Origin of the sequence: Paenarthrobacter nitroguajacolicus (assembly GCF_007786235.1) — a bacterium.
Classification (GTDB): Bacteria; Actinomycetota; Actinomycetes; order Actinomycetales; family Micrococcaceae; genus Arthrobacter; species Arthrobacter nitroguajacolicus_A.
In genome coordinates this window covers 1-13,335 of sequence record NZ_VNFK01000005.1, presented here as the reverse complement: position 1 = coordinate 13,335, position 13,335 = coordinate 1, and the positions used below count along the sequence as shown (strand labels likewise).

Here is a 13,335-nt window from a genome sequence, read left to right as displayed (position 1 = left end):
CCTAGATGTTGAAAGCTGGTTCGATGACTTTGGAGAAGAAGCTGCGGGTACGTTCTTCGCGGGGGTTGGCGAAGATGTCCTGCGGCGTGCCGGATTCGACGATCTGTCCCTGGTCCATGAAAACCACGGTGTCCGCGACGTCCCGGGCAAAGCCCATCTCGTGGGTCACGATGATCAGCGTTGTGCCGGACTTGGCGAGTTCCCGGATGACGTCCAGTACCTCGTTGACGAGTTCAGGGTCCAGCGCGGAGGTGGGCTCGTCGAAGAGCAGGATCTTGGGATCGAGCGCCAGGGCACGGGCAATCGCGACGCGCTGCTGCTGGCCGCCGGAGAGCTGGCGCGGGTAGGCGTCGGCCCGGTCCTTCAGGCCCACGCGGTCCAGGAGTTCCAAGCCACGCTTCCGGGCCTCGGCCTTGGAGCGCTTCTGCGCCACGATCGGCGCCTCGATGACGTTCTCCAGCGCCGTAAGGTGCGGGAACAGGTTGAAGCTCTGGAACACCATGCCAATGTGGGTGCGCTGCTTGAGGATGTCCTTCTCACGCAGTTCGTGGAGCTTGTTGCCGCGGACCTCATACCCGACCAGTTCGCCGTCGATGGTGATGTAGCCGCCATCCACCTTTTCCAAGTGGTTGATGGTCCGGAGCAGGGTGGACTTGCCGGAACCGGACGGGCCGACGATCACAGCGACGCCACCCGGCGGAACGGACAAGGAAACACCCTTGAGGACCTCGGTGACGCCGAACGATTTGCGGACGTTGGCGATGTCCACCTGGCCACGGGTGGCTTGCTGGTCAGCAGAGGCGGGCCGGGCCGTCGTCGTGCCCGCTGATGCGGCAGCCGAAGTTTCAGCCTGAGTCTGGTGTGCGGCCTGTGCCGTGGTGGTGGATTCCTTGCGTGCAGCGATGATGCTCATCGGGCGTCCTTCGTGGGAGAGGCGGCAACGTGGGTGGCAAAGAACTTCCGGGCCTTCTGCAGGGGCGTGAGCGGCAGGGTCCGGAGGGCGCCCTTGGAGAAGTGGCGCTCAATGTAGTACTGGAAGACGCTCAGCACCGAGGTGATCACCACGTACCAGAGCGTGGCGACGAGCAGCAGCGGCAGCACCTGCTGGGTCCGGTTGTAAATGACCTGGACCGTGTAGAAGAGCTCGGAGTAGGCCAACACGTAAACAATGGAGGTGCCCTTGACCAGCCCGATGATCTCGTTGAACGCGTTGGGCAAAATGGCGCGCATGGCTTGCGGCAGCACGATCCTGGTGGAGCGCTTCCACGCCGGGATGCCCAAAGCCGACGCAGCCTCAAGCTGGCCCTGGTCCACGGAGAGGATGCCGCCGCGGATGATCTCCGCCGAGTACGCAGCCTGGTTAAGCGTGAGGCCCAGGACAGCTGCGGCGAATTGGCTGATGAGCGTGGTGGTTTGGGCTTCGAAGAAACGGACGTCCGTGAAGGGGATGCCCAAGCTGATCTTCTCGTAGAGGTAGCCCAGGTTGTACCAAAGCAGGAGCTGGACCAGCAGCGGCGTCGAACGGAAAATCCAGGAGAACGTCCAGGACACCGAAACCAGCAGCGGTGAGGCCGACAAGCGCATGAGGGCGAGGATGAAGCCAAGCACGAAGCCCAGCACACCGGAAATGGCAGTGAGCTTCAGGGTCTCGATGAGTCCGTTGACCACCGACTGGGCCGTGAACCACTCGGCCACCACTCCCCACTCCCAGCGGGGGTTGGTGACCAGCGACCAGGCGATGGCAGCGACGCCGGCGGCAACGAGCACGGTGCCCACCCATCGCCACGGATGGCGGGCAGGGACAAGCTTGTACTCGGAGTAGTCCGGGGTGGGCGGTGCAGTGTCCGCCGTGGCAGGCGGTGCGATTGCACTCATGCGCCACCTCATTTCAGATCGGTTGTTGTCTATCGGATGGCTGCCAATCTAGGGCGGCGCGAAACCCTGCAGCAAGGCGGGAATTTGCACTTCTTCACTGGACTTCGCGCGGCTTCTTCGGGGTTCTCACGGCGTCACAATTGCTGACACCGGCCGTCTTATGCGTCGTGGTTTTGCGTGCGTTGACGTTGCGTGACGTGCAGTGAACGGCGGTTACCCGCTGCTCGACCGGCGTCCCCCAAGCTCCCTAGATTGGGCTGCACCACCCGCTGTTTTTCAGGAGATCCCATGCCGTCACGAGTTCCCGCCATCGTCTTCATCGGCGGCGGCCCGCGCACGGCCGGCGTCCTCGAACGATTGGCCGCCAACCGGCCCGCGCTGTTCGAGGGCCCCCTGCACCTCCACGTCATCGAACCCCACGAACCCGGTTCCGGGAGGATCTGGCGTTATGACCAGGATCCCGGCCTGCTCCTGAACTCCACCGCCGCGGACGTCACCATGTTCACTGACGCTTCTGTTGCCTGCGATGGACCGTCCCTTGACGGCCCCGGCCTGTCCAGCTGGGCCGCGGGTGTGCTGGATGGCACCATCCGGGACGTTCCTGCGCTGGAGCCGCACCTGCTTGAACAGCTCCGCTCCCTGACACCCGCGTCCTTTCCCACCCGGCAGCTGCAGAGCAAATACCTTGAGTGGTTCTTCCGCCGGGCTGTCGCCAGTCTCGGCCCCGACGTGACGGTGACCGTCCACCGGGACACGGCCACCGCCGTCGCGCCCGCAGCGGCTGCGAACCCCGACGCCGGTGCGCACCGCGTGCGGCTGTCTTCCGGCGCGGAGGTGACGGCCGACGTCGTGGTTTACGCGCTGGGCCACACCGACTCCGCCCTTGACGACGAGTCAGCCCGGATCAGCGAGTTCGCTGCCCGGCACGGCGGGTTCCATGCGCCGCCGTCGTACACCACGGACGTGGACTACAGCGGGGTCAAGGCCGGGCAGGACGTGATCGTGGCCGGCATGGGTTTGGCGTTCGTGGACCTGCTGGTGCTGTTGTTCGAGGGCCGGGGTGGCCGCTTTGAAGAAAGGCCCGACGGCGAACTGGACTATGTGCCCTCCGGCGCCGAGCCGCGCGTCTGGGCCGGGTCACGGCGCGGAGTGCCGTACCACTCCAAGATCTCCTCCACCCTGCGCGGGGAGCCGATTGCGCGGCCGCGATACTTCACCGCTGATGCCATCGACGCGCTGCTTGCGGAGCACCACGAGCTCGATTTCCGCACGCAGTTGTGGCCGCTGATTGCCAAGGACGCCGGCTACGCGTACTACCGTGAGCTGTTCACCGGTTACCCGGAGCGGGTCCTGGGGACGTGGACCAGCTTCGAGTCGCGGTTCGACGCCGTCGACTGGTACAGCGCCGCCCGGGAGGAACTGGTGAACTTCTCCGTGCCGGACCCCGCGTTGCGGCTCGATCTTGAGAAGCTTGACCACCCGCTCAGCGGCTGCGCTTTCGCCGACCATGACGCCGTGCAGCGCTCCGTAGCTGCCTACATCCAGAACGACCTCAACCTCCGCACCAGCCCCGACCATTCGGAAACCCTGGCCCTGTTCACCGCATTGCTGTTCGTGTACATGGACCTCGGCCGGCTGGTCCCCCAGGAACGGCTCAATGCCCGCTCCCAGCAGGCCATCCACGGCTGGTGGCACGGATTCTTCAGCTTTGTGGACTCCGGTCCGCCGTCGCACCGCCTCCGCGAGATGCTCGCCCTGCACCGTGCCGGACTCCTGAAATTCCTGGGGCCGGGCATGTGGGTTCGTACGGACGAGTCCGTACGACGGTTCGTGGCCGGGTCTTTCCAGTCCCCCGTTGTGGTGGATGCGTCGGCCTACATTGAGGCGCGGTTGCCGTCTGCATCCGTGGAACGCTCAGCGAATCCCGCCTTGGCAAACCTGCACGACGCCGGATGGGGCACCGAACAGAGGCTGCTCACCTCCGAGGGCGCCCACTCCACCGGCAAACTCCTGGTCTCCGGGAATCACCAGGTCCTGTCCCCTGTTGGTACACCACAGAATGGTTTATTTGCTGTGGGCCCATGGACCTCCGGTTGGGGCGCGGGAGCGTTCGCACGTCCCAACACCAACGCCGCCCCCTTCAGGGAGAACGACGCCTTGGCGCGCCGGCTCCTGACCACCGTTGCTGCCACGCTGGAGGGGGCCGGCATGAGTGCCTCGGCCTCAGTACCAGCGCCCCTTCCCAACTAGCCATCCCAACCAGCCATCCCAACCAGGGGACAGCAAACGCCACACTGGACCGTCATTACACCATCTGCTGACCCCTCCTTGGGTTCCACCTACGAAAGGCCTGACATGACCACCACCCCCACCCTGCCGACGTCGGGCCTTACCGTCCTCAGCCTTCCCATGCGCGATCCCCGCGTTCGCCCGCTCCTGGACGAGCTCGCCGTCGAATACGAGACCCGCTACGGCAACCTGTTCGGCACAGGCGGCGCAGCGGAAGAATTGAGCCGCTACCCGGCCGAGGAATTCGAAGCTCCGCACGGAGCGCTGATCATCATCCAGGAAAACGGCGAGTCTGTGGCCGGCGGCGCCTTCCGCCGCTACGACGAGCACACGGCCGAACTCAAGCGGATCTGGACCCATTCAGCACATCGTCGCCGCGGCCTGGCCCGCCTGGTTCTGACTGAACTGGAGAATGAAGCCCGTCGCCGCGGGTACCGGAAGCTGTACCTGACCACCGGCCCGCGCCAACCCGAGGCCAAGAATCTGTACCTTGCCACTGGCTACCGGGCGCTGTTCGACCTCGCCGCTGACCCCGAAGAAATCAAGCATTTGGCCTTCAGCAAGGATCTTGCCTTGCAGAGCTAAGCTATCCGCATGGCCAACGAACCCAACGCAACAACTGCCGAAAAACTCGCCACCATCCAGCAGGGGTACACCTTGGAAGGTGCCACCATTGAACTCGGCGCCGCAATCGTTGACGGCGAGATCCATAAGGAAGCGCAGGTCCGCCTGCCCCTCGCCATGATGAACCGCCACGGCTTGGTGGCCGGCGCCACCGGTACGGGCAAGACGGTCACCCTGCACATGATCGCCGAACAGCTTTCGACGGCGGGCGTTCCGGTTTTCCTCGCAGACATTAAGGGCGATCTGTCCGGGCTGGCGACGCCGGCCACGGGCAGTGAGAAGCTGTTGGCACGTACCGAGGCACTCGGCCAGCAGTGGCAGGCCAAGAACTTCCCGGTGGAGTTCCTTTCGCTGGGCGGAGACGGCCACGGAATTCCTGTCCGCGCCACCATCACTTCGTTCGGGCCCATCCTGCTCTCCCGGATCATGGACCTCAACGACACCCAGGAATCTAGCCTCCAGTTGATCTTCCACTTCGCGGACAAGAACAACCTGGAACTGATCGACCTCAAGGACCTCCGCGCCGTCATCCAGTTCCTCACCTCGGACGAGGGCAAGGCAGAACTGGAGAAGCTTGGCGGGCTCTCCAAGGCCACGGCCGGTGTGATCCTGCGCGAGCTCGTCACCCTTGAAGCGCAGGGCATGGAGAAGTTCTTCGGCGAACCCGAATTCGATACCGCCGAGCTTCTCCGCACCGCCCCGGACGGCCGCGGCGTGATCAGCTGCCTCGAGCTCCCCACGTTGCAAACCAAGCCGCTCCTGTTCTCCACGTTCCTCATGTGGCTCCTCGCGGACCTTTTTGAGGATCTTCCCGAAGCCGGCGACCTGGACAAGCCCAAGCTGGTCTTCTTCCTGGACGAGGCCCACCTTCTGTTCAACGGTGCCTCCAAGGCCTTCCTGGAAGCCATCACCACCACCGTGCGCCTCATCCGTTCCAAGGGCGTGGGCATCTTCTTCGTCACCCAAACGCCCAAGGATGTTCCTGCCGACGTCCTCGGCCAGCTGGCCAACCGCATCCAGCACGCCCTGCGAGCCTTCACCCCCGAAGACGCCAAAGCACTCAAAGCCACCGTGTCCACGTTCCCCGTGAGCGACTACGACCTGGAAAAAACACTCACCTCCGCGGGCATTGGCGAGGCAGTCATCACCGTCATGAACGAGAAAGGCGCACCCACGCCAGTGGCTTTGACCCGACTCCGGGCTCCGGAGTCCGTCATGGGGCCCAGCACCGACGAACTGGTCACCAGCACGGTGGCTGCGTCCTCGCTGTTGGTGAAATACGGCACGGCAGTGGACAACCTCTCGGCCTACGAGAAGCTCAACGGCAACACCGCAGTGCCCACTGGGGACGCTGCGCCGGGGTTGCCGCCGGTACCAGCTTCCTCATCGGGCGCCTCCCAGGCCGACATCGACGCCGAGGCACGCCGCATCGAGGAGGAAATCCTCGGCCGCCCGAGCTCACGGAGTTCGACACCCGAGTCGTACCCGGCGCCCCCGGCCCCCGCCCCTGCTCCGCAACAAGCCCCCCAGCAGGACGGAATGTTCGGGGACATCGCAGGGGCGCTTGGTGGAGCCTTGGGCGGTGGGCTCAAGAGCATGGTCCGTTCCATGGGGACTCAGCTCGGCCGCGATCTCATGCGGGGTGTCTTCGGCACCTCCTCACGGCGCCGCCGCTAGCCCTTCCGGACTCCCATAACCACGACGACGGGTGGCGGCACCGCGTGCTGCCGCCCGCCGTCGAGCCTTCTCCACACGATGGATATAAGTCAATCGGAGGTCTTCCTGCACAGCGATTGCTGCCGCGGCAGGTAACGTAAAGGGCGTGCAGTTGAGTCAAGCATTCGTCAAGACCGCAGCCGGATGGCTGCTCGGTCTAATGCTTGCTGCCGCCGGGGCCATCGTCTGCATCAACTTGGTGAGCTCGTCCGTTGCCAGTCCCCAGCAGCCCGTCAAGGAGTATCTGGAAGCCCTGCAGAAGGGCGAAGGCGAGCAGGCACTTGGACTGCTCCGCGCTAAAGTCCCCAGCGCCAACGCCGCCATGCTCGACGGGACGGCCTTGCAAACCGCCGCTTCCAAGATGGCGGACGTCAAGGTGGGCAACCCCGAAGCACGGGGCAACAACCGGATGGCCGTGCCCGTCGACTACACCTTGGACGGCAGCCGACTCCACACCGAGTTCCTGATGGAACGGACCGGGACACAGTGGCTGTTCTTCGGGAAGTGGGCGTTCGTGCCCACCACGCTGCCCACCATTGACGTCACCGTGGTCAACTCCAGCGAGGCCACGCTCAACGGCGTGCCCGTAAACATGCCCAATGGCCGCAACACTTTCGCCGTGTTCTTCCCCGGCAAGTACGAGGCAAGCCTGAACGGCACCTACTTCGAAGCCCCCGCTGCGTCGGCCCTGGTGACCACCCGCGATGGCGGCTTGGCGCCCCTGAACCTGCAGACCCGCTCCACGAAGGCCCTGAACGAGGCCGTCGCCGGGAAGGTCCGCGAGTTCCTGGACACCTGCGCCGCCCAAGCAACAGAGCAACAGCGCCTCCAGCCCGACTGCCCGTTCTACCACGCCAGTAACGCGCGCGTCGTGGACGGAACCATCAAATGGGAAATCACGGATTACCCCAAAATCACCATCGAGCCCTTCGGCGGCAAATGGGTGGTGGCGCCTTTGAACGGCAAGGCCAAGCTGACCGCCAGGGAGATCGATCTGTTCACCGGCTTCGGCAAGGACCTCAACGTGGAGCACGATTTCAGCTTCACCACACAACTGGACACCAGCAAAGACACTGTGACGGTCACCCCGCTGCTGACGTTCTAGTCGTGCCGCCCACGTTTGACGGGGCACACCATTCCTGACCAGGGCATTCCTGACAAGACCGTTCCTGACAAGACCGACAGCATGAGAATGGCCCGGGCTATCCCCTGAGGGGCAACCCGGGCCATGTCAATCAATAAGGCTTAGTCCATGCCGCGCAGGCTTAGTCCATGCCGCGCAGGTCCAGCACCAGCTCGGATTCACCGTCTGCCTGCAGGATCACAGGGATGCCCCAGTCCTGCTGGTAGAGGTGGCAGGCTGCGTGGTCCGGGATTTCGCCGTCTTCAGTCTCGGGTCCGTCACAGGCAGCAGCACGGGCAGTGATGTGCAGGATGCCCTCCGGAACATCGGCGGACAACTCAAGGGTGCGCAACAGTCCCACAGACGTCCCGCCTCCAGAGACCAGCAGTTCAGGCGGCGTGGAGGAAATCTTCAACTGCGTCGGGTCACCCCAGCGGTCATCCAGCTTCTGTCCAGTGGGAGCCTTGAACCGGACTGCGAGCTCCAGGTTTCCTGGCGTGACCGGGCTCTTTGGCCGGTGCGTCTGCGACGCACCCTCATCCACCTGCTGGGCTTCCTTGGGAATCGGCACCAGGACAAGCTGGTGCTTGTTGGACTCCACCACGATCAGCAGCGGATCGCTGCCTTCCACCTGAACCACCACCACGTCACTGGGCTCAGCGAGGCCCCTGGCCAACGTGGAAACAGACTTGGTAGCGGGGTCGTACCGGCGCACGGCACCGTTATAGGTGTCGGCGATGGCTACGGAGTTGTCCGGCAGTACGGTGACGCCCAGGGGGTGCTGGAGTCGCGCTTCACCGGCTGCACCGTCACGGAACCCGAAATCGAACAGGCCCTTGCCTACTGCGGTCTCCACGGTCACGCCCGAATCGCTGACAACCAAGCGACGCAATGACGACGTTTCCGAGTCAGCCACCCAGATGTTGTCTTCGCCGTCGATCGCCAGGCCTGACGACTGGGCGAACCAGGCTTCCTCGGCCTTGCCATCCAGCAGGCCCTCAAGCCCGGAGCCGGCAAGGATGGAAACCTCGTTGGCCAGGGGGGCGAAAGCGAAGATCTGGTGCGTTCCGGCCATCGCGATGACAACGCGCTGCAACTTTTCGCTCCACACCACATCCCATGGCGAGGACAGGGAAACCTCGGTACCGAGACCCAGCGCCCCAACATCGATGGCGTCGGCAGCAAAGTCGGCCGGACCGCCGTCGTGGTGTTCAGACCAGGTGCCGGCGCCCGTGTCCGTCACGCGGGCGGGACCAGCGTCGAGCAGTCGCTGCACGCCGTTGCCGGCGAGCGTCTGCACGTAACCCGAGCTCAGCGTGACTCCCCGCAGGCGGTGGTTGACGGTATCGGCAACCACGGCGTCGTAGCCCAGCTTCCAGGCGAGTTCCGACGGCAGCAGGGTCACGCCCTGAGGTTCGTTGAACTGTGCGATCTCCGATTGTCCGTCCAAGTACCCCTTGGTGCCGGAGCCGATGACGCGCTCCACGGTCTCCAAGTCGGGGCGTAGCTCCACCAAGCGGTGGTGGCCGGAGTCCACCACCAGGTAGTTGCCGTTGGCGAGCTGCGTGGCCTTTCCGGGGAAACGCAAAGTGCCCGACGTCGGCACCGGCGCCACGTACGGACCGTTACCGCGGTGGAGGGTCCCCTTGGCTTCGTGCTCAGCCACGAGTTCCTCCAGCAGGACTGCCAGTCCGTCTGCGTGGCCTTCACCGGAAAGGTGGGCCACGATGTAGCCCTCGGGATCCACCACAACCAGGGTTGGCCATGCACGGGCTGTGTAGGCCTTCCACGTGGCGAGCTCGGGATCATCCAGGACCGGGTGGTGGATTTCGTAGCGCTCAACAGCGGATGCCAGTGCCACGGGATCCGCCTCATGCTCGAACTTGGGCGAATGCACGCCGACCGTCACCAGGACGTCCGAGTACTTTTCCTCGAGGGGGCGCAGCTCATCCAGCACGTGCAGGCAGTTGATGCAGCAGAAGGTCCAGAAGTCGAGCAGCACGATCTTTCCGCGCAAGGACTCGAGGTCCAGGGATTTGCCGCCCGTGTTGAGCCAGCCGCGGCCCTCCAGTTCGGAGGCCCGGACCCGGTGTTGGGTACGTACGGTTTCGCTCATCAGCGTCCTTCCAGCTTGGTGTTTCGTTCGTTCTGCCCGGTGGTGCTGTCCGGCTGGACCGCGCCATCTTGCTCCGGTGCGCTGTCGTTGGCGGAGTGTTCGGCCGTGACCGTCCGGGTGGGTTCGGCCGTGGCCGTCCGGGTGGCTTGGGCTGTTCGGCCGGCCATCTTGGCGTCGCGGTCAGCAAGCCGGGCAAACATATCGTTGTAAGCACTGAGATCGGCGTCGTTATTCCTGTCGGCTGCCCGATCCACCCTGCGGGTCTCCCGTTCGTCCGAACGCGACCACATCACGGCCACGCCAATCGCCACCAGCAACGTAGGTACTTCGCCGATGCCCCAGGCCACGGCACCGCCCAATTGCTGGTCTCCGATGGCTGACGGCCCCCAGGCTCGGCCAAGGTTTCCGAAGTAGTCAGCGGCAAGCAACCCGGTGCCGCCCATGATGGCCACTCCGAAGAAGGCGTGGAAGCCCATGGTGGCCAGCAGGAGCAACAAGCGCATCGGGTACGGAGCGCGACGAGGCAGCGGATCGCTGCCGATCATGCTCAGCACGAAGATGTAGCCCGTCAGCAGGAAGTGGAGGTTCATGAGTTCGTGACCCACGTGCTCACGCATCGCCAAGCCGAAGAGATCCGAGTAGTAGAACAGGACAATGGAACCCGCAAAGTTTGCCGCGGCGAACAACGGGTGCGTCACCACCTGCGAGAACTTGGAATGCACGAACAGCAGCAACCACTCCCGCAGGCCGCGCGAACCGTGGGCGCCTTCGCCCCTGGCCGGAAGTGCACGAAGAGCAAGGGTCACCGGGGCGCCGAGGACCAGGAAGATAGGCGCCACCATGGTGAGGGCCATGTGGTCCACCATGTGCGCGGAGAACAGCACCCGTCCGTAGACGGCGGGCGGACCGGAGGTGATGTACGTGAGCACGATCAGGCCGATCAGCCAGTTCACCGTGCGGAACCAGGACCACTTGTCGCCACGCCTGCGTACCTTGACGATGCCGAGGATGTAGGTCACAGCACCGAACAGCGCTACACCCACCCACAGCCAGTCGAAGCGCCATTCCGTGAGCCAGCGCTCGGGGGTGAGTTCAGGCGGCAGTTCGTAGCCGGAGAGAATGAACGACGGCGACGCATCCGGTGCGTAGGTGGTGGGCTGCGGCGGAGCCGATCGCCCCAGCGCAACGGCGAGTCCCGACGTCGCGCCCATCACCAGCAGTTCAACCAAAACCAGCTGCCACAGCACGCGGCGGGCAGACATGGCCCCGTTCTTGCCGAGCTGCGGAATGACCCACTGCCGGTGCATGAACCCGATACCACCCAGCACCAGCGTGGCCAGCGATTTCGCAAGGATGAGTTGGCCGTAGGGTGAGCCGAAAAGGTCGGCGGGGTTGGTGACCCTGATGGCTGCGTTGATCACGCCCGAGGCGAAGACCAAGACAAAGGCGAAGCCCGCCAAGGACGAGAAGCGCCTCAGCGTCTGTTCCGTGATGTCCTGGGTTCCCTTGCTCCTGGTCCCTGTGAGAATCCCCGAGAGGACCGCCAGCATGATGATGCCGCCCACCCACGTGGAGACACCCACCAGGTGGAGGCCCAAGGAATTGATGGCACCCTCGTGGTCGCTGGAGCTCGAGGAGTGACCGATGAGGGCAGTGGGAATCAGGCCGATGAGGGCCAGCAGGAGCGTGAACGCGAGCCCGGTCAACGAACGGACCCCGAACAGCGCAGTGGTTACCACGGCCGCGATGATGGTGACGGCGAGCCAAGCCTTGCCTGTCTCGATGTCGGTCATGAAATACACCAGCGAGCGGGTGAACTCGGCATCGCCGGAAAGACTCTGGCCGGCGACGTCTGCGTAGGTGAGGACGAGGACCGCGACGGCGGACAACGTCCATGCCGCGCCGGCGGCAGCGGCTACTGCGAGTGCGCGCGCGAAGGCTGGATGCTCGGGCGCGTCAAGGTCCTTCTCGCGTGATCGCGATCCGCCGAGGTTCTTGGGCAGGATGCCGACGGCGAAGATCAAGCCGCCAACCACCGTGGCCACAGACACGTTGTGGATAGCCTTCGCAAAGGGAAGTCCCCACCGGACCAAGGCGCCGGGGTCGGAAACCTGGCGTGCGGCTGAGGCTCCCGAGAAGATCAGTGCTGCGGCAAGTGCCAGGAACAGTACTGCCAGGCCGGCAAGCTGCCACGGAAGCGAAATGCCCGCGACTGCAGTCCCTCCCCGCGCTCCCGGCTTGGGAGCAGGCGAAGGGGCAGTTGCGGAACTTCTTGCTGATGGCACTTATCCATTGTCCGCTACCTGCCGCCGGGCTGCGAATCGGGAGGGCGCTATGTGCATTAACTCAAAAGCAGAAGGGACGGCAACCAACAGGTTGCCGTCCCTTCCAGGCGTTCGCCGAAGAGTAGTTACTTCTTCTTGGCGACAGCTGCCTTCAGCTTGGAGCCAGCGGTCAGCTTGACGCTGTGGCCGGCTGCGATCTGGATGGTCTCGCCGGTCTGCGGGTTGCGGCCGGTGCGAGCTGCACGGTCGGTGCGCTCAACTGCGAGCCAGCCCGGGATGGTGATCTTTTCGCCAGCGGCGACAGAAGTCTCGAAAACTTCGAACAGTGCATCGAGCACGGAGTTGACTGCTGCCTGGCTGGTGCCAGCCTTGCCTGCTACCTCTGCAACGAGTTCACTACGGTTCTTAGCCATTTACGTCCTCCTGGACTCATACGTTTTTGAGCTTTCAAGCGGAATGCGAGCAAGCCACTGTTCGAAAACTTACCAGCTTGGGCTGGCATGGCCAGCAAATTCCGCGTGTTTCCGCGCCTTTTTGACCAAAATCACCGGATTTTCGGGGTTTTTAGGGCCTCTTTACGCCCTTGGCGTACCCTACGGCGTGGGCTGCTGTTGCCGGTCAGAAAAGAATGCGTTGAAACAGGACGTGGTCCTGCCACTCTCCGGCAATCCGCAGGTAGTCCGATGCCAGCCCAATCTTCTCGAAGCCGCACCTCTTCAGCACAGCCTGGGACGCTCCGTTGTGGACCAAGGTGGCGGCCTGGATGCGATGGAGTCCAAGGTCTTCCGCGGCCATCATCACGACGGCGGATACCGCACCTGACGCTGCGCCCCGACCGGTCCACGCCTCATCGATCCAGTAACCGAGGTTGGCATTCAAGAACGGTCCGCGGACGATCCCCGTGAGGGTGATCATGCCGATGATGTCCTTGCCGGTTGCCACCACCCAGGGCAACTCACTGCCTGCTTCTGAGAGCGCAAGTTTGTCCTGAATCACCGACTCTTGTCCGGCTGTGGTGAAGAAAGGCTCGGCGCGTTTAGGCTCCCATGGCGCCAGGTGTTCACGGTTCCGGAGGTAGGCAGCGGCCAGCGCGTCGGCGTCCGAGACTTCCAGCGGACGTATGAGGACCTGTTCGTCCCCCGGTGAAGCGATGGTCAGGGCACGCGTGAGATTCATCCCAAGACTCTACCGGTGGCTCCGGGTTAGCGGGCCCGGGGTCTGCCTGCCTGGTGTGTGGGTGTTAAAGGTGAAGAGCCCCGACCTGTGGTCGGGGCTCTTCGAATGGTTGTCCGGCGGTGTCCTACTCT

General features: G+C 64.1%; 10 protein-coding genes. 4 read left to right on the top strand and 6 right to left on the bottom strand.

From position 1 onward, the window contains the following. Position 1: 1 nt before the first annotated feature. Positions 2-913 carry an amino acid ABC transporter ATP-binding protein gene (locus FQP90_RS07600; RefSeq protein WP_244296587.1) on the bottom strand — a complete coding sequence of 304 codons (912 nt, stop codon included), beginning with the start codon at positions 911-913 and terminating at the stop codon, positions 2-4. After that, on the bottom strand, positions 910-1,875 hold the full coding sequence (locus tag FQP90_RS07595) for an amino acid ABC transporter permease (RefSeq protein ID WP_175538632.1): 966 nt from the start codon (positions 1,873-1,875) through the stop codon (positions 910-912). The genes FQP90_RS07600 and FQP90_RS07595 overlap by 4 nt, the downstream gene beginning before the upstream one ends. Positions 1,876-2,163: 288 nt before the next feature. Between FQP90_RS07595 and FQP90_RS07590 the strand changes: the two genes are divergently transcribed. The 4 genes from FQP90_RS07590 to FQP90_RS07575 all read left to right on the top strand — a co-directional run bounded on the left by FQP90_RS07590 (position 2,164) and on the right by FQP90_RS07575 (position 7,609). Beyond that, positions 2,164-4,125: an FAD/NAD(P)-binding protein gene (locus FQP90_RS07590; RefSeq protein WP_144649133.1), complete on the top strand. Its 1,962-nt coding sequence runs from the start codon at positions 2,164-2,166 to the stop codon at positions 4,123-4,125. Between the two features lie 105 nt (positions 4,126-4,230). Beyond that, positions 4,231-4,749 (top strand): GNAT family N-acetyltransferase, encoded by a 519-nt coding sequence (locus FQP90_RS07585; RefSeq protein ID WP_144649132.1) that lies wholly within the window; start codon positions 4,231-4,233, stop codon positions 4,747-4,749. Positions 4,750-4,758: 9 nt separating this feature from the next. Beyond that, complete coding sequence (locus tag FQP90_RS07580; RefSeq protein ID WP_208759964.1) at positions 4,759-6,465, top strand: helicase HerA-like domain-containing protein; 1,707 nt, start codon at positions 4,759-4,761, stop codon at positions 6,463-6,465. Between the two features lie 115 nt (positions 6,466-6,580). Continuing rightward, positions 6,581-7,609 carry a hypothetical protein gene (locus FQP90_RS07575; RefSeq protein WP_144649130.1) on the top strand — a complete coding sequence of 343 codons (1,029 nt, stop codon included), beginning with the start codon at positions 6,581-6,583 and terminating at the stop codon, positions 7,607-7,609. Between the two features lie 160 nt (positions 7,610-7,769). On the opposite strand, the gene FQP90_RS07570 is transcribed toward FQP90_RS07575, so the two are convergent. The 4 genes from FQP90_RS07570 to FQP90_RS07555 form a co-directional block, all read right to left on the bottom strand. Continuing rightward, positions 7,770-9,743: an NHL domain-containing thioredoxin family protein gene (locus FQP90_RS07570; RefSeq protein WP_144649129.1), complete on the bottom strand. Its 1,974-nt coding sequence runs from the start codon at positions 9,741-9,743 to the stop codon at positions 7,770-7,772. Continuing rightward, positions 9,743-12,028, bottom strand: coding sequence for a cytochrome c oxidase assembly protein (locus FQP90_RS07565; RefSeq protein WP_244296585.1), 2,286 nt, complete (start codon positions 12,026-12,028; stop codon positions 9,743-9,745). Before FQP90_RS07565 ends, FQP90_RS07570 begins: the two co-directional genes overlap by 1 nt. A 125-nt stretch (positions 12,029-12,153) precedes the next feature. Next, the gene (locus FQP90_RS07560) at positions 12,154-12,441 is read right to left on the bottom strand and encodes an HU family DNA-binding protein (RefSeq protein WP_011776355.1); all 288 of its coding nucleotides are present in this window, start codon (positions 12,439-12,441) and stop codon (positions 12,154-12,156) included. A gap of 205 nt (positions 12,442-12,646) precedes the next feature. After that, a complete protein-coding gene (locus tag FQP90_RS07555; RefSeq protein WP_144649128.1) occupies positions 12,647-13,204 on the bottom strand; it encodes a GNAT family N-acetyltransferase in 558 nt (185 codons plus the stop codon). Positions 13,205-13,335: the final 131 nt, after the last annotated feature.

Bases quoted from the DNA above. Each gene is read 5' to 3' on its own strand.
- FQP90_RS07600 (WP_244296587.1), bottom strand. From the start codon at position 913: ATGAGCATCATCGCTGCACGCAAGGAATCCACCACCACGGCACAGGCC.
- FQP90_RS07595 (WP_175538632.1), bottom strand. From the start codon at position 1,875: ATGAGTGCAATCGCACCGCCTGCCACGGCGGACACTGCACCGCCCACC.
- FQP90_RS07590 (WP_144649133.1), top strand. From the start codon at position 2,164: ATGCCGTCACGAGTTCCCGCCATCGTCTTCATCGGCGGCGGCCCGCGC.
- FQP90_RS07585 (WP_144649132.1), top strand. From the start codon at position 4,231: ATGACCACCACCCCCACCCTGCCGACGTCGGGCCTTACCGTCCTCAGC.
- FQP90_RS07580 (WP_208759964.1), top strand. From the start codon at position 4,759: ATGGCCAACGAACCCAACGCAACAACTGCCGAAAAACTCGCCACCATC.
- FQP90_RS07570 (WP_144649129.1), bottom strand. From the start codon at position 9,743: ATGAGCGAAACCGTACGTACCCAACACCGGGTCCGGGCCTCCGAACTG.
- FQP90_RS07560 (WP_011776355.1), bottom strand. From the start codon at position 12,441: ATGGCTAAGAACCGTAGTGAACTCGTTGCAGAGGTAGCAGGCAAGGCT.
- FQP90_RS07555 (WP_144649128.1), bottom strand. From the start codon at position 13,204: ATGAATCTCACGCGTGCCCTGACCATCGCTTCACCGGGGGACGAACAG.